Annotated in this window: 16 protein-coding genes; 9 read left to right on the forward strand and 7 right to left on the reverse strand. The window is 42.7% G+C overall.

Annotated elements, in window-relative coordinates:
• Positions 1-142: 142 nt before the first annotated feature.
• Together ACTIE0_RS13885 and stpA are read right to left on the reverse strand one after the other, a co-directional pair.
• A complete protein-coding gene (locus ACTIE0_RS13885; RefSeq protein ID WP_006622219.1) occupies positions 143-1,153 on the reverse strand; it encodes a rod shape-determining protein in 1,011 nt (336 codons plus the stop codon).
• 790 nt (positions 1,154-1,943) lie between these two features.
• Entirely contained in the window at positions 1,944-3,227 is a 1,284-nt protein-coding gene (gene stpA / locus ACTIE0_RS13890; protein WP_006670180.1) for a glucosylglycerol 3-phosphatase, read from the reverse strand.
• 183 nt (positions 3,228-3,410) lie between these two features.
• On the opposite strand from stpA, the gene ACTIE0_RS13895 reads away from it, so the two are divergent.
• The 4 genes from ACTIE0_RS13895 (at position 3,411) to ACTIE0_RS13910 (ending at position 9,229) form a co-directional block, all read left to right on the forward strand.
• Positions 3,411-5,750, forward strand: coding sequence for a tetratricopeptide repeat protein (locus tag ACTIE0_RS13895; RefSeq protein ID WP_006622222.1), 2,340 nt, complete (start codon positions 3,411-3,413; stop codon positions 5,748-5,750).
• Positions 5,751-6,018: 268 nt separating this feature from the next.
• Complete coding sequence (locus tag ACTIE0_RS13900; RefSeq protein ID WP_006622223.1) at positions 6,019-8,241, forward strand: pentapeptide repeat-containing protein; 2,223 nt, start codon at positions 6,019-6,021, stop codon at positions 8,239-8,241.
• Positions 8,242-8,276: 35 nt separating this feature from the next.
• Entirely contained in the window at positions 8,277-8,660 is a 384-nt protein-coding gene (gene dndE / locus ACTIE0_RS13905; RefSeq protein WP_006622224.1) for a DNA sulfur modification protein DndE, read from the forward strand.
• Positions 8,661-8,818: 158 nt separating this feature from the next.
• Complete coding sequence (locus tag ACTIE0_RS13910) at positions 8,819-9,229, forward strand: late competence development ComFB family protein (protein ID WP_231296453.1); 411 nt, start codon at positions 8,819-8,821, stop codon at positions 9,227-9,229.
• Here ACTIE0_RS13910 and ACTIE0_RS13915 read toward each other — a convergent pair.
• From ACTIE0_RS13915 to ACTIE0_RS13925, 3 genes are all read right to left on the reverse strand, one after another.
• On the reverse strand, positions 9,226-10,374 hold the full coding sequence (locus ACTIE0_RS13915) for a helix-turn-helix domain-containing protein (protein WP_006622226.1): 1,149 nt from the start codon (positions 10,372-10,374) through the stop codon (positions 9,226-9,228). The genes ACTIE0_RS13910 and ACTIE0_RS13915 overlap by 4 nt on opposite strands.
• A 175-nt stretch (positions 10,375-10,549) precedes the next feature.
• Positions 10,550-13,663, reverse strand: a complete 3,114-nt coding sequence (locus tag ACTIE0_RS13920) for a CHAT domain-containing protein (protein WP_006670179.1) — start codon at positions 13,661-13,663, stop codon at positions 10,550-10,552.
• Positions 13,664-13,890: 227 nt separating this feature from the next.
• On the reverse strand, positions 13,891-15,669 hold the full coding sequence (locus ACTIE0_RS13925; protein ID WP_006670178.1) for an ABC transporter ATP-binding protein: 1,779 nt from the start codon (positions 15,667-15,669) through the stop codon (positions 13,891-13,893).
• Between the two features lie 121 nt (positions 15,670-15,790).
• On the opposite strand from ACTIE0_RS13925, the gene ACTIE0_RS13930 reads away from it, so the two are divergent.
• From ACTIE0_RS13930 to ACTIE0_RS13945, 4 genes are read left to right on the forward strand one after another with little or no spacing between them, the layout of a single operon-like run.
• On the forward strand, positions 15,791-16,423 hold the full coding sequence (locus tag ACTIE0_RS13930; RefSeq protein ID WP_006622230.1) for a hypothetical protein: 633 nt from the start codon (positions 15,791-15,793) through the stop codon (positions 16,421-16,423).
• Between the two features lie 26 nt (positions 16,424-16,449).
• Positions 16,450-17,691, forward strand: coding sequence for a diaminopimelate decarboxylase family protein (locus ACTIE0_RS13935; protein WP_006670177.1), 1,242 nt, complete (start codon positions 16,450-16,452; stop codon positions 17,689-17,691).
• Between the two features lie 46 nt (positions 17,692-17,737).
• Positions 17,738-19,015 carry a hypothetical protein gene (locus tag ACTIE0_RS13940; protein WP_006622232.1) on the forward strand — a complete coding sequence of 426 codons (1,278 nt, stop codon included), beginning with the start codon at positions 17,738-17,740 and terminating at the stop codon, positions 19,013-19,015.
• A 15-nt stretch (positions 19,016-19,030) separates the two neighbouring features.
• Entirely contained in the window at positions 19,031-20,311 is a 1,281-nt protein-coding gene (locus ACTIE0_RS13945) for a glycoside hydrolase family 10-like protein (RefSeq protein ID WP_006622234.1), read from the forward strand.
• 3 nt (positions 20,312-20,314) lie between these two features.
• On the opposite strand, the gene ACTIE0_RS13950 is transcribed toward ACTIE0_RS13945, so the two are convergent.
• Positions 20,315-21,667, reverse strand: coding sequence for a hypothetical protein (locus tag ACTIE0_RS13950; protein ID WP_006622235.1), 1,353 nt, complete (start codon positions 21,665-21,667; stop codon positions 20,315-20,317).
• Positions 21,668-21,876: 209 nt separating this feature from the next.
• On the opposite strand from ACTIE0_RS13950, the gene ACTIE0_RS13955 reads away from it, so the two are divergent.
• The gene (locus tag ACTIE0_RS13955; protein ID WP_006670176.1) at positions 21,877-22,746 is read left to right on the forward strand and encodes an NAD(P)-dependent oxidoreductase; all 870 of its coding nucleotides are present in this window, start codon (positions 21,877-21,879) and stop codon (positions 22,744-22,746) included.
• Between the two features lie 60 nt (positions 22,747-22,806).
• On the opposite strand, the gene ACTIE0_RS13960 is transcribed toward ACTIE0_RS13955, so the two are convergent.
• Complete coding sequence (locus ACTIE0_RS13960; RefSeq protein ID WP_006670175.1) at positions 22,807-23,358, reverse strand: SWIM zinc finger family protein; 552 nt, start codon at positions 23,356-23,358, stop codon at positions 22,807-22,809.
• Between the last annotated feature and the right edge of the window lie 241 nt (positions 23,359-23,599).

Consider the following 23,599-nt stretch of genomic DNA (forward strand, 5'->3'; position numbering starts at 1 on the left):
CATGGTCTGGGGTTTGACCGTATATTCATTATTGAGTTGCGAATCTTTTGGGGTATTGTACCTTATTGTCCTAAGATTTTAAGCAAATCTTGGATTAAATTCTGGCTCCGCAGCAGCCTACAAAAATCATTCAACAAAACAGCTACGGATTTTGCAGTTGCCGTGTAAATACCCGTTCAAACTGTTCCATATTCTCTAGTACCCGTCCAGTTCCCAATACTACACAGGAAAGGGGATCTGTAGCCACATGGGTGACAATACCAGTTTCGTGACTAATCAGAGCATCTAAGCCTCTCATCAAAGCTCCTCCCCCGGTTAACATAATTCCTCGATCTATAATATCGGCCGCTAGTTCTGGGGGGGTTCGCTCTAGGGTGCGTTTAATGGCTGTAATAATGTCTGATAGTGGTTCTAGCATACTCTCGCGGATTTCTGCGGCTTTAATGGTCACAGTCCTAGGTAATCCTGAGAGCAAATGAATCCCCCTAACTTCCATAATAGATTGTTCTTCGCCATCAATAGGATAAGCTGAACCTAGATTTATTTTAATCTCTTCGGCGGTTTGATCCCCGATTACTAAATTATGGACTTTTTTCATATATTGGATGATCGCCTCGTTTAGGTCATCCCCGGCGACTCTGAGGGACTCACTCAGGACGTTTCCTTCTAAGCTGAGTACAGCTACTTCTGTGGTTCCGCCACCAATATCAACAATCATATTTCCTGTGGGGTCTACCACGGGAAGACCAGCGCCAATAGCTGCAGCGATCGATTGATCCAGCAGTTTGACATCTCCGGCTCCGGCTTGGGTTGCGGCTTCAATTACGGCCCGTCGTTCTAACCCAGTCACACCACTGGGAACGCCAATTATAATCCGAGGAGCAAAAAGAGGTTTTTTTCCGTCATTAACTTCCCGGATAAATAGTCTCAGCATCTGTTCTGCTGCTTCTACATCTGCAACCACCCCATTACGCAGAGGACGCACAACACGGACGTTTTTAGGGGTGCGACCTAACATTTTTTTGGCCGATTCTCCTACTGCTAATGGTGTTTTGTCGTCTTGGTTAATGGCAACTACGGATGGTTTTTGCAGAACTATTCCCTTTCCTGATACATAAATGAGGGTGTTGGCGGTTCCTAGGTCTATGCCCATGTCCCGTGATAAGGAAAAGCGATTAAAAAAGCCCACTGGTGTTTACGTCCCCAATTTAATTAATTCTTTGTTCAAGGCTATCTTGGCTATGTTGATAGGATACAACCTGCCAGAGGCTGTAGTTTAGACTATGCACCAACAGCACTGCCTAACTCGGTTGATTGGAATACGAGAAAGCGGTTGCTAAGATGACCCCCTAGCAGTTTGCCATATTTTTTTTCTCAAACACCAAATTTTACTGGAAGTTATAACCAGTTTTCTGGTTTGAGTCAATCCTCGTGAACCGATGTGGATTGTAGTATGTTTTGGTCTCAGAGTCTAGTCTTTTGTGAAGACTTGACTACGTGCTGCTATACATATCCGTTAACTTGGTCAGCCCTAATGTAAGGGTTCGGTAGACAAGGCAAGGTTTCAGGACTATCTTATACCAAATCATCCGCTAACCAACTGCCCACTTCACAGAAAGAACTCCCCTGGTTGACTGAGGTAGCCAGTCCAGTCCTTTCCCTGGGAAGGCTACACCAACAAGAGTCTTTGAAGCATTTAGATAAGGCCTTCAGTAACTTTTTTCTGGAATAGCACGCCATCCCAGGTTCAAGTCTCAAAACGGAAAGCAATCAGCGACTTATCCTCAAGGCTTCCCAGTCAATGAATTAAGGAGTCAACTTCCCAAGTTAGGATAGGTGAAAGCCAATGAGCGTTCCCCCGGGTTGGCGATGATTATTGGGGAGAATTATAAGCTGTTTGGATGTGGAAACGGGACAGGTTAACGGTTGATGCGGCTGATCTATTAATTGGATCTACCTTGGGCGACTTTTTGGAAAAAGTCAATATATTGGAGATGTCCTTGAGGAAATGCGACATTGAGGGTGAGGGGATCTTCTGTGTCTAGGGGGTCGCCGGGTCCAGCAACTACTTCTAGTATTCCATCCTCATTGGTTCCTAATGTAAGAGGCTGGCGATTTTTTACTTCTCCCTGGGAACTATCTACATAGATAATAATATTTCCGGTATGGAATGCTTTGCCGATTTCCTGAATTAATAATAAAAAGTTGCGATCGCTACCACCACGCCGGATTTCTAATTTACCATCTACTTGTTGAAATTGGCTATTTACGGTATCACCTACGCCGACGATTAAAGGCATTTGTTGGGGGTCAAAATTAGCTTTGACTAACTCTAATAAATCAGCGATCGCCTGTGGACACTGGCGGACATGAAAATCTGCGCCGAGGGGATAACTTCCGGTGCGTTGAAAATAGTAACGATTCAACAACGCTAAGACCCCGGCTTCCTTAATTGCACCCCTAATCATAAACTGAAAATCGGTAGTACCAGAGTCTCCTAACCGCGCGGGACGTAGAATTTCTGTACCCTGTGCATCTCGGCCTAAATTGGGGGCATAGTGAACAAAAAATGAGTCTTCTAAGCCTTGCGCCCTGGCTTTTTCTAGTAAATCCATCATTAACTGATGAATGTCCTGTTGTAAGTCGGCATAGACTTGATGGTGATTATGGAGGCGATCGTAAAATGAGTTTAAGTTAGCGGTTGGTGATGCTTGATTATCCAAAACGGAAGCATCAATACATTTTTCTATATCTTCAGGGGACAAAATATCCTGATGTGTCTGACAAAATCTTTGTAGTCGGGCGCGAAGAGCACGGGGAACGATCGCCAAAAATTCCAACTCAGCATCAGTAACCCCAGGATGATATACTTGTCCTTGGCGATTTTGCCATTGCACGCCGCCCCCAGCTAAACCGGGAAGATAAAGCCCTTGTGTGGCTACTAAGTTGGGATCACCGATGGCTCGTTCAATGATACCATTTACCCCACGAGTGCCGATGTGTTCTCCATTGGTCAAAACGTAAAAATGACCATCTAAAAGGGAAGCGGCGCGCACATAATCTAAACTAATCTGGCGCTGAAGGGGATCTTTGACCAATCCCATACAAACCCCATCCAAATCCTGAATAATCAAGAGGTTTGGAGTCTGAACCAAAACCTGAGTGAGGGTCTGATGGTCAAGGGACAGAGACTGCTGGTGCAATGGGATTGGGGATAATGGTGTCATGGTGGTGCAAAAATTGACCGCGCGATCGCCACTATACCATGTGGCTGGTATTTTCCCAAGCCATCTCTGGCAGAATGAGGCAGGCTGTGGCAAAATCGCGATAGAGTAGAATGATAATTTAAGATACAAGCAGGGCAGTTCCGGCTGTTCTCGACTGACTCTGATTTTAAGGAAGGAATTGTAATGCAGCGCCAGAATCCAGCCGTTTTAGCATTAATGTCCGTAAGTAGTATTATGATCTCAGCCTTTGTGCTGTCGGTTGATGTAGCCCGTAGTCAGTCTAACCCCGTCGAGGTCAGTCCGGCGGAGGTGGAACGATTACAGAATGAACTGCGACTACAGGAGGCGGTACAGGCGGAAGCGAACCAAATTTTTAGCCGGACAATGGCTTTGTTTAATTTGCTGCTGTTGTTGTTGGCTTTGCTGTTGGCGGCGGCGATCGCTGCTTTGTGGATTTTACGGCGATCGGTAATTCATGAAGTTACTGGAATTGTGGAAACCCATCTAAACGAACTGGGGGACTTGGAAAATAAAATCACCAGCGGGAATGAACAGGTACAAACTTTGATGAAAAGTACCCAAGTGTTAGCTGGTCAATTGAATCAGCAAGCTGAGGGTTTTGAGCAAGATCTGGGAACTCGGCGAGAAGAAATGAACGCTATGCAATCGGAGTTCGTCAAGTCCAGGGAACAGGCGCTATTAAAGTTTGAAGAGCAGATTCAGGAACTACGGGAAACCCGAGAACATTTACAACGGGAATTAACTGCCCGTATGGGAGAACTGAAACAACAGGTGGATGAACGGGGAGAGTTGGCTCAACAGGATTTACAGAGGTTGGTGGATACTCTGGAAAATGAATTTTCTCAGGTTCATAATGATTTGGGAAATCGGCGAGAGGTATTGTGGGAGCAGTTGCAAGAGTCGGCTGGTCAATTTTCTACAGAATTAGCACAATTGCAAGATCAGACCAAACAGGAACAAAAGTTAATTGTTGATAATTTGAAACAGCTTGGGGAAGTATCAACGCGGGATATTTCGACGGTGCCAGATGATGTTAATGAACAAAAACAAGCGGTATTGTCTCTGTTAAAGGGTGCAGAAAGGGAGTTTTCTACTCAACTGGCACAGTGGCAACAGGAAGTGAGAAAACAACGAGATTTAGTGTTGGAAAATATCAGCCAAATGGCGGCGGAGTTTTCGCCTCAATTGTCAAATATTCGTGAGCAAGCGGAATTGGAAGCTCAGAAAAAGGTGGAAGTTGCTTTATCAGATTTGGAGAGGTTAGGGGAGACTCTGGCGACTCAAATTGCTGATGCTCAGTTGAAAATTCAAGATCGGATTCGGGATAAGTTTCAGTCTCTTAAACAATTGGAAAGTGAGTTTGTCGCTCAGGTTACGGAGGCGCAAACGGGTATCCAAGGTCAGAAACAGCGGGTTTTACAAGAGCTGGAAATGTTGCAAACTGATGTGGGAAATCAGTTGAATGGTTTAAAAACGGAAATTCGCGATCGCAAAGATGGTACTTTCCAGAAATTAGATAAGTTTGAAAGTACATTATCTGAACAGTTAGAGGTGATGCAGTCTGATGCGGAAGGAGAGAAACAGCGGATTATTAAACAGTTGGGAACGGTTTATTCGGAAGCACAGAATCAAAAGGATGAAATCTTGGCGAAATTGGTGATGCTGCAAGAGTCTGCGACTACTGAGAAACAGCGCATTTTGCAGGATTTGGCTGAGATTTCGCCGACTTTTATCGCTGAGTCTGCTTTGTCAGAAATTTTGCAGAAGTTAGCAGCAGTTAATGAGGATATGGCTAAGATTAAGGCGGCAAATCCTGAAATGTTTATGACTGCGGAAGATTATGTGCATCAGGGTAATTCCTATTTTGCTAAGGGTCAGTTTGAGGCGGCTTTAGAAATGTTTAATCAGGTGGTGACGCGGAAACCTGATGATTATCGAGCTTGGTTAAATCAGGGTATGACTTTAAGCCGTTTGAGACGGTTAGAGGAGGCGATCGCTTGCTATGATCGAGCTTTAGAATTGAAACCGGATTACCATCAGGCTTGGGTCGATCGTGGTGTCGCTCTTGGAAAGTTACAGCGCCATGAGGAAGCGTTTGAGTCTTTCGACCGAGCGGTGAAGGTGCATCAAGATGATGGGGTGGCTTGGTTAAATCGGGGTATGGCTTTGGATGTGTTAGAACGTTATGAGGAGGCGGTTAAGTCTTTTGATGTGGCGACCCACTGTGATCCGAGTTTGGCCAAAGCCTGGAATTATCGGGGTTATACTTTGCTAAAATTGGAGCAAGATGCGATCGCGATGGATAGCTTTAAACGGGCCTTAGAGGTGCAACCAGATTATGCTGATGCTTGCTATAATTTGGCTATGGCTTATGCCATAAATAGTCAGGTTGATTTGGCGACTGAACATCTGGAACAGGCTATTAACTTAAATCCCCGATATGGGAAAGAGGCTCGCACTGATCCTAATTTGGAACCGATCGCTCGTCGGCTGCGTTCTTAGGCTTCATGTTGAGGAATATCAAGTTAGTTCATGTTTTCCATACCATAGACACAGCCAGTCTAACCCCTGCCTAGCTATTTTGACAATGGTATAACTGCTAGGGAAGTGCTGGCTGTAGCCGAGGGAATCCCCAAATTTGATCAAATTTTGACAGTGACTTTACACCTGCAATTAGACTAAATAACCTTAATCACAAAGGCTAAATATTTGTGGAAGGGTTGATTTAGGTCAGTTATCGGAAATATAGGGCAATTAAAGGGGTCTATCAATGGCAAGTTTGGAGAAACCTAGTGGAAATTATGACCCCGGGGAAAAATCCTCGGCATTACATTATACTCAGTCCGACACTGAGATAGTGCAGGAGAAAATTTATCAGTATTTTATCGAGAGGGTAAAACAGGAAAAACCCGATGAAGTTTTGGCTAAATTTGAAGCACTATTTCTGAAATTTGCTGGCCCGATTGACAGGGAAATTAAACAAAGTTTTCAGTATCTGATTGCTAAAAATCAACAGCAAAAATTTCAAGAATTAATCAAGCGCACTTGTTATATTTTAATCAATAACTGGTATGTAGGGAGATATTCTGAGTGTGTACAAAAACTAATTACCAAGCTGAATGAAGTTAGAGAGCAGGAGTTTGGGGGTGATGAAGAACATATTTGTTTACATAATTGGTTAATTCAATTTTTAGATAGTTCTGATTATCAAGATATTAAGGCTGTCACCCAGGTAACGGTTAGTCAGAATTGGAGCGATCGCTATAAAACCTATTTATTAGTTTCTCAATATGCTAACCCTGAAAACTCTTGGGAACATCGAGAAGTAGCGAGAAATTTATCACAAAAACTCCGGGACACATACAAGTTTGAATTAGCTATGTATTTATCCCGTTCTGAGTCTTCCAATTATCCCCAGAATGATTTAAAAAATCCTACCCATCTTGGTTCGGAAGTTATTACTTTAATTAAAAAGGCAATTTCTACTCAAAGTGTCTCGAAAAGCAAAATCAAAGCCGACCAATTGTTACAAGAGGTAGAAGCCTTAAAATACCGAGAATTTAAACATAAGTTTTATGATTATTTGATTTTAAATTTTGACTCCAAACATCCCTTTAATGTGATTAGTTCCCGCCTAGATAAAATGCTAAATGATTTAGGCAACCAATGGAGCGATCGTCATATTAATGGCAATATGATCCAGATAGTTTGTAATCAGACACTGGAATTTTTGACAATTGGGAGTAATGGTAATCCTTCCCCTAATTTCACTTTGTCAATGAAGCACGCCACTCATTTGACATTAGCAATTATTTTAATGAAAGTAGTTTTAATTTCGGCCAACAGTCGAGAGCATCTGGATTTGTGTATTTCTCGGATTATTAATTATTATCAAAATTCCGATGAACAGCAATGTAAAATTGTCATCAATTTTTTAGAGGTTTTCAACTTAGTATCTACTTTGTTCACCGAAAATATACAGTATAATTTAGTCTCGATTAAATCTGATGATGGCACATTACCAGCCCCGACCGATCTAGAAACATCTCGGCTATTTTCTCAGTTCCAAGGACAAGACCTGCGCCAGAAAAACTTGAAAGGAGTGAACCTCAAAACCATAGATTTTAAAGGTGCAGATATGCGCGAAAAAAACCTCAAAGGAATGAGTTTAATTAAACTAGATTTGCGACTGGTAAATTTAGCCAAAGCGAACCTGAGCCATGCTATTCTCAACGGTTCTAAATTAGCTGTTGCTAATCTGAAGGGAGCTAATATGCAAGAGGCGAGTTTGGTAAAAACAGACCTAAGACGTGCGGATCTTGAAGATGTGAATCTGAGTTATGCGAGTCTAACAACTGCTCAGTTACAACGAGCGAATTTGCGATCGGCTTGTTTAATTAAGGCTAATTTAATGGCAGCCAGTTTAGAAGGCTGTGACCTACAGGGTGCCGATCTAAGTAATGGTAATTTAGAATCAGCTAAGTTAAACCAGGCTAATTTAGCTCATGCTAATCTACGGGGAGTTAATTTACGCAATGCGAACCTACGAGGCGGTAATTTAGAAGGCGCACATTTAGAAGGTGCTGATCTCAGGGGTGCAGACTTACAGGGTGCTAATTTCAAGGGTGCTAACTTACACAGAGCTAACTTTTATCAAGCTAATATTACAGAAGGTAATTTTAATGGAGCAAACCTGAGACGAGTTAATTTTAACCGCAGCGATTTACGGGATGCTGAGTTAATCAGAGTTGACCTAAGTAAAAGTCGTTTACGCAGTGCTTGCTTACAGGGTGCTAATCTAAGTCAGAGTAATTTAAAGGGTACTGATTTTACTCGTGCTGATTTAAGTAATGCTAAATTTAACGGTGCTGATTTGAGTTTTACTTTAATTCGTCATGCTAATTTAAGTGGGGCTGATTTAACCAATGCTAAACTTGAAAAGGCGAATTTATTTGGTAGCAATACTGTAGGTTGCATCAGAAATGATGTATAAATTTTAACAGAAACTGTTAGAGAGTTACTGAGATTATGGAACCACCAGTTGAGCGTTTTCGCCTATCGGAAACGGCTAAAGACCAATTGATTAAACTCAAACGAATCACTAAAATTGACCAATGGAATATTTTATGTCGCTGGGGTTTCTGTCGTTCTCTGGGGGAGTCGAGCCCTCCTTCTCCGGTGCCGATCGCTAATTATAGTAATGTGGAACTAACCTGGCGGGTGTTTGCGGGTGATATGTCTAATATTTTAACAATTGCTCTCAAGCAACGCTGTTATGAGGATGGCTTGGGAACTTCGCCGGAAACCCTCGAACAACAATTTCGGCTACATTTACACCGAGGTATTGGCTATTTGGCGGGGGATAGTGAACTGCAAACCCTGGAGGACTTAACAGATTTAGTGTTAAAATAAGAGTATTCGTGATCTGGACGTTTAGCGATCAAAGTGCTGTAATGGTTAATAATAGACTGTGAAAGTATTGGATAGGCGACTTTGCTTATGTAACCAATATTGAGCCCGGTGGAGTTATGGCTAATCCGGGTTTTTGTAGATTTTGGGGGATTGAGATTATGGAAACCATTAAATCCAGAAAATACCATAATGTTATGGAAGATCTGGTGTCTGAGGAAGTCCGACGACAGTTAGTTTCGATGTCTCCTCGGCTAACTCAATATATTAAACGGGTGGAGGTAGAAACCTATGCTTTAAACCGTTTACCACCTCTTTATGCTTGTAGTAGAGAAGGATGGCTACATCAAAAGCGGCGGGGGACTGATGACTGTTATGAGCAGGTGAAAATAGCAGTGCGTCAGGCTTTGGCTGCTGTTCAACGGGATTTGTTGAGAAGTTCGACTCCCTTGGTAGGGGATGAGGAGGAACACAAAACTGCGACGACAGCTACTCATCCCGTGACGAAGGGATCTAAAGACCCTGAGCAATATCAATATTTGCGTAAAAGTCACTCTTATTACAACCGTTAGGGGTTATTCATAAAGTTGCTTAACTCCATGCTAATTAATTCCTGTGGGATTAATTCTGGGGAGATTGTTTCTGGTGGGGCGATATCTGCTCCTAAAACAATGCCTTGCTGATGGTTTTTTAAACCTGGTACGGCGGATTTGGCTTCGGATTCAGATTTACTATCGGGTTTAGTCTCAGGTAGCTCCGGCGGTAATTCAGTTTCTGGGAGGGGTTGATCGGCTATCCAAGCAATGCCACCGAGGGAAGCTGCTAAAATGGCGGTATAACCTAAATATAGGTGAACCGAATTCAGATAAAACCTAGAGTCTAATTCAATTTTTGACCAAGAACGAACTAGGGTAGGGTCAGGACTGGGAGTGGGTAGGGCTCCGGCTAAAGCACTGCCGTTCAGTCCGAAAGCATTACCTAAACGACATATAAACCCTCTCAAATAGATATCTTCGGGTAGGCGATCGATTTGACCTTTTTCGATCGCTTGTATAACTTTAACTGGGATGAGAGTATAATGATGAACTTGCTGTAAGGTGATGCCATGCTCGGCGCGAGTTTTTTGTAATTTTTTGCCGATTTGACACAGGCAAATTTCCCGCCTTTTTTGGGATTTTTCGGCCTGTTGTGCGGGGGTGAGTTTTTTGGGTTTTTTCTTCTTGGTTGTGGGGGTCTTGGGTTTGGGGGTGGAATGTTTTTGAGGGGTTTTTAGTTGGCTATGGGAGTTGTCGTGATCCTCTGGTGAGGATAAGGGAGAATTATCTGTTGGCGGTTTGGGTTTTTCAGTAGATACTTCTACGGTTGATGGGGATGAGGGGGTTTCAGATGTGGTCTCAGGTGTTGGAGAATAGACCGGAGGCTGTGGGGGTGGAACAAGGACGGTTTGATCAGCACTGACCAACATCATTCTCTGCTGTCGGATTAACTGTTTAACAGAAAGCTGGATCGCCTCTCTACCAACTGCTTTGATGACTATTTCAGCTTTAGTGGCGACTTCCCCTAACATTTTTTGGAGGCTTTGCAGAGCAATCTGATAAACCTCGCTTTTGTGAAGTTCTGCCTCAATCTTATATAAAAGCGATCGCATATCCTCTGAGGAAATCTCGGCCGCCATCCCGGTGGCGCTGAAGTTAACTGTGGGATTAATATCGTGCATTATCGGTCTCCCCTAATCCAAGTGCTATAATTCATTTTTCTATGGGTTGATTCTCAGTCCGGATGAGGATCAAAAGAATCTTGATTGTGTCCTGTGTCGGTAAAGTCGGCTAGATAGCTGAATTAGAGGAGGGTTTCAGGGAAGGTCGGCTATATCTTATAATTAGGTATTTATATTACCCCAACCCAGCTAAGGTAAATGCAGCCCAGTAGTAGGGGTTAGCAAAAGGAAAATCTTGTAAGTTGAAGCTGGCTAAAATGGTTTTTTGGTCATTAATTTGTTTGAGGTTTTCCTGAGATGTTATCTGTTCAAAATAGCTCTCTAATTCGGGCTGGTAAGTTGCCATTAACTCGGTTTTGGTTAAACTTCTGAGTCTAATTTGAGCCTGTTTGAGGGCTTCTAGGGGGCTTAATTCTTGACGATATTGATAGTAGAATTGGCTAAAGAGGGTGGTGGGAATTTCTCCGGCTGACCATAGGGGATAAATAACTGTTGTGGCTCCCATACCCAAAAAGGCACTACTAAAGTTGATGAATTGTTGATCTATTGGGGAAGGGTTGCGGTTTGGGTCGGAAGCTGTTGTACAGGTCCGACAGCGGGAAATGAATACTTCTAGGAGTTGGGGCGATCGCATATTGAACAAGTCTTGTAGAGATATGGATTCTGTGCCTAAATTGAGTTGAGAGGATAGGGGATTGTTGGTATTAAAGGTAATGGGATTTCCGATATATAAAACTTGGGCAGATTTCAGTAACTTTTGATACTGATTCAGATTAATCTGGTCATTTAGCAACTGTTCTGAGGGGATAGAATAGCGTTGGGCTAAGGCTGCACATTCATAAGTTGCTAGTAGTGAGGTAGGTTGAGAATTGCCAATTAATCCCCATGGGGTTGAGGTGTTTAATGCTGTTATCTGAGAATGAGGCTGAGACTGGCGGGTTTCTCTAACTTGACTGGATAAATTGAGAATATGGCTACTGGGGGCGATTCTGACCCGGAAGCGATCGCCTAAAAATTCCTCGCCGCCAGCAATTGGTAAAGCCACAAAGGAACAGCGATGTAAGACTAAATTCGGAATAATTAGCAGTTCGTCAACTTCCACAAGATGTTCACTAATTAGGCGGTCAATATCCAGACGTTGAGCCAATTCTGCTAACATCCCTTTCATGCGATCGCGGCTATTTGTTGGGCTGTCTATATCCAATTTTAGCCAGTAATTAGTCAACCAAGTTTCTAAGTTTTCCCCTGATTGATCAGGACATATATGCAGGGCAATCTCTAGGGTGTTTGTCGATGACCAAGCATCATCATTACTTCCCTGTTTTACTATAAAAATATAGGCACATTTGTCGGATGTATAGAAACTCAATAAAGCCGTTCGAGAATGTATGAAATTCTGTAGGATTTCTTGACTCCACGGTTCAACTCGCAGCAGACCAGCCAGGAAGGGGTCTAGGGAGCGTATCTGATTAATCAATTGGTCAGTTTGAGTATCCAAACCATTGAGTGTAGCTGTTTCCGCCCGGAATATAGCAATACTATTCATCCTAATTCCTGCTGCTGCAAACTGTTTCATTTCATCAGACTGACGGCGAAAATGGAGAGTGTCAATTTGCTGATGAAGCCGTTGATATTTTTCGACAAGTTCGGTTAATTGTTGATCTATTCCGGCATAATTATTGGACAGCAAGCGGACTAAATGTTGAATGCGGAAACGTTCCCCATATTCAAAAGCTAACTGTTGCTGATCAGCATTAATACAGGTCTGCACCATGCGACTATATAACCCGGCGACTTCCCTAGTAACTTCCTGGCGATGAGTGGTGGGAATAATATTTGTGTAACTGGTTTCTACAGTTTCAATAGCGCGACTATAACCTGCTATAGCCAAGGACCAGTTTTGCTGCGAAAATCCGATATCCCCCAGATGTCTGGCTGCTAGTAAACAGTGCATAGGAAGGGTCAAGGGGGTGGTTTTTTCTAAACTTTGTTCAAAGGCTTGAATCGCATTATCAAAGTCTTTAATAGCTTGGTATGTCTGACCTAAATTATTAAGTGCTTTGACTTCTTGGCGCAAATCTCCGGTTTCTCTGGCGATCGCTAAGGCTTGTTGATAGTTGTCAATGGCATTCTGTCCTTCTCCTTGGCGATAATAGGTGTCGCCTAAATTGAGTAAAGCGATTATTTGTCCTTGGGTTGACTGAATTTTTTGGGTTAACTCTAGGTGCTGTTTATGGTAGGCGATCGCCTGCTCTAAATCTCCTTTAATTTGATAGGTCATCCCGATATTACTCAGACTATTCGCCACCCCAAAACTATAATTAATACTGCGGGCAATTTTGAGGGCTTGATGGTGGGTTGCGGTGGCGTTATCATACTGTTTTATGGCAGTATATGCACTCCCCAAACTAGCTAAAAAGCTGGTTTCTCCGAATTTATAACCTAGTTCCTCGGCTTTTTCAGCGGCTTGTTTGGTATGGGCGATCGCTTCTTCGTAGCGCCCTAAAGTTGAGTATAATTGACCCAAAGAACCCAGCACATTTACCTCGCCGAAACGATAGTTAATTTTTTGGGTTATTTCTAAAGCCTGCTGATAGCCAAACAAGGCTTGATCATGTTGACCAATAGCATAGCAAACATGGGCGAGACTGCTGTAGGCGTTGGCTTCTCCCTGGGGATATTGAGTTTTTCTGGCTACAGCTAAACACTGTTGATGGGCGGATATAGCTTGTTCATATTGCCCTAAAGAATGATAGATATTACCTAATTTGCCTAAACAATTAATCGCCCCACGATGGTTATTGACTTCCTGATAAAGAATTAGGGCTTCTTGCCAAGATTTAAAGGCTGCTTGGAAGTCATTATTTTGGAACTGTTGAACTCCCTGTTTGAAAAGTTCCTCAGCTTGGGATTGTTTAGCTGTAATTTGTTCAGGAGTTAGGGCTGGTAATTCGGCTTTTGGTTGTTCAGAAACTTGGGGGGATGCTGTGCTGGCGACTGCTGGTACAGGTTTAGCTACTTCCTGGGGTGGAGGCGCTGGCATTTTCTGCTGAATGAGGGTGGAGACATTGCCAAACTCTTGAATTTGAGTGGCTATTTCTGTTAATCGTTGGGCATCTTCTTCACAATTGCGATCTGCCAGAACTTGGCAAACTTCCTGTACAAATGGCACAAAATCCTCGTCAATTACAGCCATATTGGCTTGGAGGACTTGCAGAGATTTCTCTGGAGAGTAGACAAGCAAACTGTAAACAATTTCGTAGTAGGCTTGCTGAAGATTTTCATCCATTGCGATCGCGATTAATTGTTTAGGTCGGTAGGCTTTGCGCCTGGGGTACAGAGCCAGAGATTATGGGAAAAGTCCCGACAATGCCTCCCGCTCAAATTTTATCAAGATTAATAGCTATTTACCACAGACTTGATCTAATTTCCGTTAATTGTTGCTATTCTCCATGGGGATGGTTGCATAGCGCGAGAATGGCGGAGATGAGTCTAGGGGTAGTGTTCGGTAATTGTCTAACTGCTAAATTGCTGGGAATAGAAATAAGCATAACGACCACCAAGTGCTAATAATTCAGTATGAGTCCCGGATTCGGTAATTGTACCATGTTCCACTACTAAAATGCGATCGGATCGGCGGACGGTGGCTAATCGGTGGGCGATAATAAAAACCGTTCGCCCCCGCATGAGTCTTTCTAAGGCTTGTTGAATTAGGGTTTCTGATTCGGAATCTAGGGATGATGTCGCTTCATCTAAAATTAGGATTCTGGGGTTTAATAAGACTGCTCTGGCTATGGCAATTCGTTGTCTTTGTCCACCGGATAAGTTAACTCCCCGTTCCCCTACTATGGTTTGATAACCTTCGGCAAATTGGCTGATAAAATCATGGGCGTTAGCGATTTTGGCGGCGGATTTTACCTGTTCAATATCATAATCAGTTTGACCAAAGGCAATGTTTTGGGCAATATTACCAGAAAATAATGTGACTTCCTGGGGTACTATGCCAATTTGTCTACGGAGACTGGGAAGGGTGACATTTTGGATATCTATATCGTCAATCATAATTTGACCCTGTTGGCGATCGTAAAATCTAGGTAGGAGGCTGACAATTGTACTTTTTCCGGCTCCTGACGCGCCGACTAAGGCTACCATTTGCCCGGGTTCTACTAAGAGATTAAAATCGACGAGAACGGGCTGATTAGGGGCAGAATCTTGGCGGTGATTATGGCTGTTTTGGCTCAAGGTGGGATAGGTAAAGCTGACATGACGATATTCAACTTTTCCTTTGACGTGGGGAAGGGCGATCGCATCAGGTTTTTCTATGACATTGGGCTGAATGGCGAACAGTTCAAAAATGCGATCGCAGGAGGCTTCTCCCTGTTTGAAGTCACTATAATTACTGGTGGTTAAAGAAATGGGGTCAATCAATAAAGCTACGGCTGTAACATAACTGATAAAACCTGTTCCCGTTAGCTGACCTTGGGAGATTTGCCAGCCTCCTAGGAAAAATAAAAACACTACACTCATCGCTTCCAAAAAGCCGACTACTACGAACTGTAATGCCTTAATTCTTTCCGCCAAAAATTTCGCCTGTCGGTTGTGTTCTGCTTCTAGGGAAAATCGAGAGATTTCGTAATCTTCGGCGGCGAAGGCTTGCACTAAACGGATGCCGCTAAATACCTCCGTCAATAGGGCAGAAAGGTTAGAAATACGGGATTGACTTTGGCGGGTAAAGGTTAGCAGTTTTTCCCCAAACCAGCCAATTAATAGCGCCATCAGAGGGGCAATAATTAGGGTGGCTAGGGTAAGTTTCCAGTTCAGGTAAAGCATATAGCCTAGGACGACTATTAACTGCAAAATGCAGGGGATAAATTGATGAAATAATTTGTTAATGACTTCGCCAATTTTATCTATATCTTCCGTGAGACGATAGGATAAATCTCCCGTTTTGGCGGTTTCAAAGTAACCAACATTTAGCCGATGAAGATGAGTATATACTTGTTTTCGCAGGTCTAGGGCGATGCTTAGGGCTGCTTTAGCCATCAGGGTATCCTGACCGTATTGGACAGTTCCCCGAATTAGAAATATAATGGCAGCAACCCCAGCAATTTGGGCGATCGCTTCTACATCCCCCCGACCAATATATCCGGCTATTTGACCCATTAGCCAAGCTAATAGCGGCCAAAATGCGGTAAAAACTAGGGTACAGGTTAGGGCCTTGGCGATGGTTCGCGACTGGGGACGAACATAGGGCAATAGTTGCCAGTAACTTGATGATTGTTTCAAGGATGCCACAGATATTAATACTATTTGTTTAGGATATCAGTTGTTAAGTCTCTGGAATTTGCTAATTGTCAATTGAAGTTGTAATCAGATATTAATTTTCGATTGTTTGAGCTGAATTTTACCCGACAACATGAATAATAAACTTACTCAACAACAGTTAGATCAGGTGATTGCTGAAGTTGAACGCCTATCCCAAATTCAGGAAACTGAACTCGATCGCCAACAAGTCCAAGAAATTCTGGAGGAATTAAATTTACCTACTGAAAATCTTGATCAGGCGCTGATGCAAGTTCGCCGTCGGGAAGTCTTGGCGGCGGAAACCAAGCGAAACCGAATCTTAATGGTAGGATTGGGATTAGCTGCTGTGGCTATTGTCGGCGGCGGTTCCCTATGGTTTGATCAACAACAACAGGCGATCGCCCAAGTTTATGCTAACCCAAATCAAAGTCGTTTGACTTTAGAACGATTCGACCGGGTTAGTCATTTTGACATCATAGACCGCCAGAACTCCCCCACAGTTTACTACCAAGTTAGGTTACAACAAACTCCCAAGGGTCGTCAACTAGAATTAGGATGTAATTGGATTAATCCTAATGGTCAACTTGCCCATCAAAATCGCTATCAAACTCGTACAATTGATAGTGATGTCTGGAATACCCGCTGTCGGCATCAGTTGGGTCCCACTTCACCACCAGGAAATTGGCAGGTGGAAATGTTTTTAGGCGATCGCATTTTAAGCCAATCAGAATTTACCGTTAAATAACAGCAGTTAAATAACATTAACAATTCATGAATATCACTGAAGCCAAAACCATCAATCCTAAACTATCTCAAAAGTTGCCATTTTCTACCGACTTGGCGAAAAAATTACTAGATATATATGGCTCCCCTCTGTATGTGTATAATGCTGATATTCTCCAGGATACAATTAACCATATTGGTGGGGCGGTTAACTATCCTAAAACTCGCTTTAAATTCGCTAGTGTCACTAATGGCAATATTGCCTTACTCAAGATTTTTCAACAGGCTAACTGGGGACTCCATGCCAATACACCAGGAGACGCATTTTTAGGACTCAAGGCTGGCTTTCATCCCCAGCAAATAGTGTATAGTGGCAGTAATTTAAATCACCGGGAGTTTCAATTATTATTAAACTGGGGAATCACTACCTATAATTTAGACAGTCTCGACCAACTCCAGCTATTTGGGGAAGTTTTCCAACAACTAAAACTCGATTTTTTACCTAAGTTAGGATTTCGGCTAAATCTGCCGGAAATTAATGGCGATAGTCGCATTGGTGTTAATCCCCAGGAATTTCCAGAAGCCATCAAAATAGCCGCATCCGCTGGCTTAAAAATTACCGGGCTCCATTTTTATCGCGGCACTGGCACTAATGCAACTTCCTCTTTTACTCAGGTGATTAAACCCCTGTTAGCTATCGGTCAACAGTTACCAGATTGGCAATATCTGGACTTTGGCGGTGGTTTTGGCTACCCCTATCAACACCAAAAATCAGCCTTTGATTGGCATTTTTTCGGACAACAAATCACGGCGGAACTTACTCAACTTAACCGAGAACTTAACCGAGAAATTGATTTAATTATTGAACCGGGAAGGTCGGCGATCGCCTCCTGTGGAACCCTATTAACTCAAGTAGTCTCAACTAAATGGCAACCCCCAAAACAGATAGTGGGAGTTGATACCACAGTGGCTAATTTATCCGTCCCCTCAGTCTATGGAAATTATCGAGAAATTGTATCATTTTCTGATACACCCAACCATTATATTACTGATGTTTGTGGAAATACAACCTACTCCCGCGACTACCTGGGAAAAAATCGCCAACTTCCTCAACTTAAACGGGGAGATATCCTAGCTATTTTAGACTGTGGCGCTTATGGTTACGCCATGTCATCTCACTTTCTGCACCGACCTCGACCAGCGGAGGTCCTACTACAACAGGGAAAACATCAGTTAATTCGCCAACGGGAAGATTATAATATTCTCTTAACCCAGCAGGTCGATATTTAAGCTAAAATCAATTGGCTGCAAGTTTTAATCATCAACAAATTAGATTATGAAGTGTATCAATTGCGGTATCGAAAATAACTTTAAAGAACGCACCGCCTATGGTGGCAGATGTAAAAGTTGCGGACATCAATTTGTATTTGAACCTAAAACAGGTTCTCCCTTTAGTGATCCCGGCTTTCAGAAATCTATTGAATCAGTTTCAGGTCCGGAGAATCTTTTATTCACCAAAAAACAATTAATCTACTTTTTTGAACGCAAATTAGGCAAAAAAAATAAGTTTGCTATCTATCCATACGCCATACTATTCCTGATTATATATTTTTGGGTAACTATTTTATTTTCTGTGCCACTTCTAGTTTCGTTCATAACTTTGATGATATTGTCGGCACAAATCAAGTCAGAAAATCAACCCGTATCATTGCGTAAACAACAGGCGAGATTTTTGCAATTTATCGGTTTATTTGAGATATTTGCATCAGTAATATTGCTGATGATCAATCCCAACAATATCAGATTTATAATTTTCCTACTGAGTGTAGGTCTGGGTTTATTTATGATATATGTAGGAGAGAGTCGTCGTCAAATGCTTAGTCATGCTATTGACAAATTTCCGCTCGCATCAACACAATTAGATAGTTGGTTAAATAGCTGGAGTGCAGTTAATGGTCCTATATTTAAACTCTTACCATCTCCCAAACAATCAGAGAGTAATGCTATGCTTCGTCCTGACATTACCTCCTATAGTTTCGATCGCCTTATGGTCTGTGATAATTCGGCGATCGCTCAATTTTTAATTGCCAATAACTTTCACTTCAACCATAGTTGTGCAATTGTCAGTATTACCGGATATCCTCAAAGCATTTTTTCCACCATCTTAGAAATGGCTAAACGCAATCCCGAATTAGTAGTTTATGCCGTCCATGATGCTACCACTCGGGGTGTCTCATTAACCCATCATTTGCGGAATACCCCTCAATGGTTTCAAAACACTACTATACCTATTTATGACGTAGGTTTAACACCCCAACAGGTGTTAAATAGTAAAGGTTTCTTTATCCGTCATTCTGACACATCAGAGACACAATCACCAGCCATATCCCCAGAAATTCGCACCACCCTATCACCGGAAGAAATAGCATGGTTAGAAGCCGGAAATTTTGTCGAATTAGAATCATTACCCCCAGCCAAACTCTTACAAATTCTCAGCCGACAATTTAACTTAAACTCTACCAAGTGGTCAGATGACACCACCAGTAGTGATAGCACAATTGATAGCAGAACATCTACAGATATCGCTATCTTTGCTTCTTCAAGTTTCGGTTAAATCACCACCCCTTGAATGCCTAAAATTATCAAATCTGTGAAACCCCTAAATTTGTCTAAATCTTTAATCCGGGTAATCCTGATAATTTTAATAACCTGTGGATTAACCATAGCCGCAATTCCGCCTGTCACCATACACCAAACAGCCGTTAGTGCGGAACAGGAAATTCGGGGAGTATGGATAACCAATGTTAGCAGCGGAGTCCTGTTTGTTCCCTGGGGAATTAACCGCGCACTCGACCAACTATCTGCTCTGAATTTTAACACAGTTTACCCAGTAATTTGGAACCGAGGCACGACATTTTTTCAGAGTGCTGTCAGTCGCAGAGTCACCGGAAAATCACAAGATTCTCTACTACATATCAGCCGACTAGGACGAGATATTCTGTCGGAAATTGTCATCGAAGGACATAATCGGGGTTTACGAGTAATTCCCTGGTTAGAATATGGTTTTATGGCTCCCATCAATTCTCAGTTAGTTAAGAGACATCCCGAATGGGTAACAACCACCAAAGATGGTAGGCTAATACTTCCTAGATATACCACGGAACCAGAGTCGGTTAATGCCAGATTATTTAATCTAATTCGGAGGCTGTTGCTATTAAGTCCGATTCGCAATGTTTGGCTAAATCCTTTACATCCAGGAGTGCAGAGATTTCTGGAAGATTTAATCATAGAAGTGGTGATGAAATACAATATAGATGGTATTCAACTTGATGATCATTTCGGTATTCCGGTTGAGTTTGGTTATGACCCCTATACGGTCAGCCTCTACAGACAGGAACATCAGGGAAAATCTCCCCCTGATAATCCCCAGGACCCGGAATGGCGGCGGTGGCGTTCTAACAAAATTACTGACTTTATTGAACATTTAGTTAAAACTATTAAAGCCACGAAACCTGATTGTATTGTTTCCCTATCTCCTAATCCCTACGAATTTACCTATAATGTCTATTTACAAGATTGGTTAACTTGGGTAAATCGTGGCTGGATAGATGAAGTGGTCTTACAAGTTTATCGCAATAGCTTAGAAGGATTTATCCAAGAACTTGAACACCATTCGCTGATTACGACTCAACAAAAAGTCCCCCTGATTATCGGTATTTTAAGCGGTACTCTCCATAATCCTGTGGAGATTAAGGAGATTGAAGCACAGGTGCAAGAAGTACGCGATCGCCATTTAGATGGTGTCTCCTTTTTTTACTGGGAAACACTCTGGAGTTACCTAACACCTGATGCACCAAGAAAACGTCGTCAGGCATTTGAGATGATGTTTTCGGAATCTATTTTAAACTAGAGTTTAGCTTAATTTACCATCAGATTGATTCAGACGTTTCTGCCATTCCTCATCAATTTTATCAGCATTAGCAGCTTCTTGGTCAAGCATATCGGTTTCTGTGGTATAAGCCAAATCTTGATTGCTAATGACGGTTTCGGCGGCGAATTTACGCGCATATTTTAACTTTTGTTGAACGGTATCATCAGCTTGATTTAAGGCGATCGCATGAGACTGGCGGTATTCATTACGCACAGCCATTTTACCATTGCGCCACTGTACCCAAAAATATCTGATTAAAGGTACAATCAGAAAACCCGCACCATAGGCAAAAAGTAGGGGATAAATCATCTCCACAAATGCGACTAAGCCACCCATTTGCGCTGCCATTGCGCCATCTTCTAGTAAATGACCTAAAATCAATGCGCCGACGAAATTAACCGCACCTAAACCCGCTGCTAACATTAACTGATTAGAAGTAGCATTGCTAAACTTCCAATTATTTTCTTTGAGGTAGGTGGGGACGGGTTGGGGTCGATATTGAGTTGCAGTGGTTTGTAATTCGGGAAAATGATATACTAACTGTCCTTCGGGACTCACTTCTGGCTGTCCGTTAAACCTAGTTAAAACTGGCAGCATATAGTCCTCAAATTCCTGGGAATAGGCGTTACCCAAATTATCCAAATAAGGGGCAATTTGTTCAGCTACTACTGCACCTTGATTGTTCCGAATTACTGTGGCGATCGCCTGCCAACGCTGTGCTTCTAAATTATAGTTAGGGTTGCCATCTCCAAACAGGAAAGAAAACACGACTTCAAAGAAGTTCATTTTCTCTTTTTTCAGTTTATTGGCAATCTTCTGTTGGCGACGATAATAATTGCCATTATCCCAACTCAGAAATGAGAGGGAGTTAGGGTGAAACCAAAAGTGGGGAATAAAAATCAGGCCGCGACCACGGGAACCGCCACCGCCACCACCGCCGCCACCGCTACGGTTAGAATCGCCAAAAAATACAATCGCTGCAATGGTTATAAAAATTAGGACTATGGACACCAATAACATAATCCCAAAGGAAATGCGAATTAGATAAAATAGTATTCGCCAAACTTTTTGCCACCATTCATAAACTCTTAACCGCCAATATCGATTTCGCATGACAGCGCGAAAATTCTGGGGAAATAGGAAGGCAATATCCCCAGACTCAGATACTTGTAGATGTCCTCCGGCTTCTGATGCTAAGGCTAAAAGTTGCTGTTGGGCCAGGTTAACTTCAAGTCCAGCTTGAATGGCGACATCAGCACTACTGACGCGATATCCCAGCTTTTCGACAGCTTCAATAATAGCGGGGGAACTAGCAGAATTAAATAGGTTAGACATGATTAAATCTTGACCATTTTCCTCGTGAGTTCTATTTGCCTATTTATATGATAATTATGGGTTAGGGGTGATCATTGGCAAAATCTGCTTTCAGCACTTACCAATATTCTAGTCTATAATCCCAGAGTTTTCCCAAGGTTATTGGTTAATGTCTGATTGGAATAATTGGGCAATCATTAAGATATACAATAACTGCAAATAAGTTATTGATGCTCATGAAAGTTGGATTAATTGGAACTGGACTTATGGGAGAGGCGATCGCCCTGCGACTATTGGAGGCGGGGTTAGATGTGGTAGCCTATAACCGCACTGCGGCTAAATTACAGCCTCTTGAGGATAGGGGAGTAGCGATCGCCTCATCGGTAAAAGATGCGATCGCCCCTTGTGATTGCACTATTTTGATGTTAGCAGATGCGCCCGCCATTGAAAACATGGTACTATCCGCTGATATTCTTCCACACTGGCAGGGTCGCGCGGCCATCCAAATGGGTACTATTGGCCCACGGGAAAGCCAAGCCATCAGAGACAAAATCGTTGCTGTGGGGGGGGAGTATATGGAGGCTCCGGTTTTGGGTAGCATTCCCCAGGTCAAATCCGGTACACTTCAGATCATGGTGGGGGGGACTGGCGAACAGTTGCAACGGTGCGAAAAAGTCCTTGCACCCCTGGGGGAGGCAATGCTAATTGGGGAGGTCGGTGCGGCGGCTGCGGTGAAATTAGCCCTAAATCAACTAATTGCCTCCCTCACGGCAGCCTTTGGCTTGAGTCTCAGCTTTATTCAGCGTCAGGGTGCAGATGTTGAAATTTTTATGAAAATTCTCCGGGATAGTGCGTTATATGCGCCGACGTTTGATAAAAAGCTACAACGTATGATTGATGGGAATTATGCCGATCCCAATTTTCCGACTAAGCACTTGTTAAAGGATACTAACTTGTTTATAAATGAGGCGATCGCCTCTCAGTTAAATGTCGCCGGATTATCGGGGGTGCAAGAGATAATTGCACAGGCAATCACCAATTTAGATTTGAGCGACCTGGATTATTCGGCATTAGTAGAAAGCATCCGAAACCCCAGTTAATTATATCATAAAAAATCCCCCAATAGTCATTTTTGGAACTTCTGGGGGATATTAATTTAATTAATTAGATGGCATCTGACACAATTGGGCAGCAATTTGATGTTTACAAATGGTTTGCCGATACCGCCAATCTTCACAGGTACATCCTCCCGATTTTACTAAGGATAGGGTATGATGATCAGGGTTCCAAACTACTGCACCTTGGGGAATTAGGCGCACTTGTAGAGGTTCTAGGGCTACTCGATTATAGCGAGATAGGAACATTTTAGCCTGGTTTTTATCGACGGCAACCGTGCCTTGATTGGTCTGGATAATTAAGCTGTGGTCGGTGATGTTAATCTCCAAAATCCGGGAATGTTTTACGCCTCGAATTGACAGAAAACAAGACCAAATCCTAGCTAAATCAGCTTTAGATACGAGACGACTGCAACGACCCGCAGAAGTTTGATAAACCAGTCGCGGGGTATTGCCGGAGCCGATAGTATCAATATTTTCGAGTTTGATGGATTGAGAAATGAGAGGGGAAATTTTTGGGGTTTCTGGCTCTACCAAAGGGGAAGAATAAAACCCCAACCCGCTGTTAGCAGCGGTGGCGATCGCACTTTTACTCATTGTGGTATTATACCCTTGTGATCAAAATATTGGGGACTGAGCGCTCTATCCAGAATCAAGGGGGGAGGGCGCTCTTTTGTTATGGTCGAAGGGAAAGTCACCTTTCCCAACTCCAATTCAAAACCGTGCTTGCGAGTTTCCCAGCACACGGCTCCTGATGTGGATACCCTCTTTGTCAAAGGAACAAGGTTACGACCCCCTGCTTTATGACTTCAACTTTGGGAGCTATATGCTTGCGTTA

The organism is Limnospira sp. (genome assembly GCF_051859755.1).
In the GTDB taxonomy this organism is placed as follows: Bacteria; Cyanobacteriota; Cyanobacteriia; order Cyanobacteriales; family Microcoleaceae; genus Limnospira; species Limnospira fusiformis.

What these genes read in the sequence shown, in the direction of transcription:
- ACTIE0_RS13885 (WP_006622219.1), bottom strand. Translation starts at nt 1,153, where the DNA reads ATGGGCATAGACCTAGGAACCGCCAACACCCTCATTTATGTATCAGGA.
- stpA (WP_006670180.1), bottom strand. Translation starts at nt 3,227, where the DNA reads ATGACACCATTATCCCCAATCCCATTGCACCAGCAGTCTCTGTCCCTT.
- ACTIE0_RS13895 (WP_006622222.1), top strand. Translation starts at nt 3,411, where the DNA reads ATGCAGCGCCAGAATCCAGCCGTTTTAGCATTAATGTCCGTAAGTAGT.
- ACTIE0_RS13900 (WP_006622223.1), top strand. Translation starts at nt 6,019, where the DNA reads ATGGCAAGTTTGGAGAAACCTAGTGGAAATTATGACCCCGGGGAAAAA.
- dndE (WP_006622224.1), top strand. Translation starts at nt 8,277, where the DNA reads ATGGAACCACCAGTTGAGCGTTTTCGCCTATCGGAAACGGCTAAAGAC.
- ACTIE0_RS13910 (WP_231296453.1), top strand. Translation starts at nt 8,819, where the DNA reads ATGGAAACCATTAAATCCAGAAAATACCATAATGTTATGGAAGATCTG.
- ACTIE0_RS13915 (WP_006622226.1), bottom strand. Translation starts at nt 10,374, where the DNA reads ATGCACGATATTAATCCCACAGTTAACTTCAGCGCCACCGGGATGGCG.
- ACTIE0_RS13920 (WP_006670179.1), bottom strand. Translation starts at nt 13,663, where the DNA reads ATGGATGAAAATCTTCAGCAAGCCTACTACGAAATTGTTTACAGTTTG.
- ACTIE0_RS13930 (WP_006622230.1), top strand. Translation starts at nt 15,791, where the DNA reads ATGAATAATAAACTTACTCAACAACAGTTAGATCAGGTGATTGCTGAA.
- ACTIE0_RS13935 (WP_006670177.1), top strand. Translation starts at nt 16,450, where the DNA reads ATGAATATCACTGAAGCCAAAACCATCAATCCTAAACTATCTCAAAAG.
- ACTIE0_RS13940 (WP_006622232.1), top strand. Translation starts at nt 17,738, where the DNA reads ATGAAGTGTATCAATTGCGGTATCGAAAATAACTTTAAAGAACGCACC.
- ACTIE0_RS13945 (WP_006622234.1), top strand. Translation starts at nt 19,031, where the DNA reads ATGCCTAAAATTATCAAATCTGTGAAACCCCTAAATTTGTCTAAATCT.
- ACTIE0_RS13950 (WP_006622235.1), bottom strand. Translation starts at nt 21,667, where the DNA reads ATGTCTAACCTATTTAATTCTGCTAGTTCCCCCGCTATTATTGAAGCT.
- ACTIE0_RS13955 (WP_006670176.1), top strand. Translation starts at nt 21,877, where the DNA reads ATGCTCATGAAAGTTGGATTAATTGGAACTGGACTTATGGGAGAGGCG.
- ACTIE0_RS13960 (WP_006670175.1), bottom strand. Translation starts at nt 23,358, where the DNA reads ATGAGTAAAAGTGCGATCGCCACCGCTGCTAACAGCGGGTTGGGGTTT.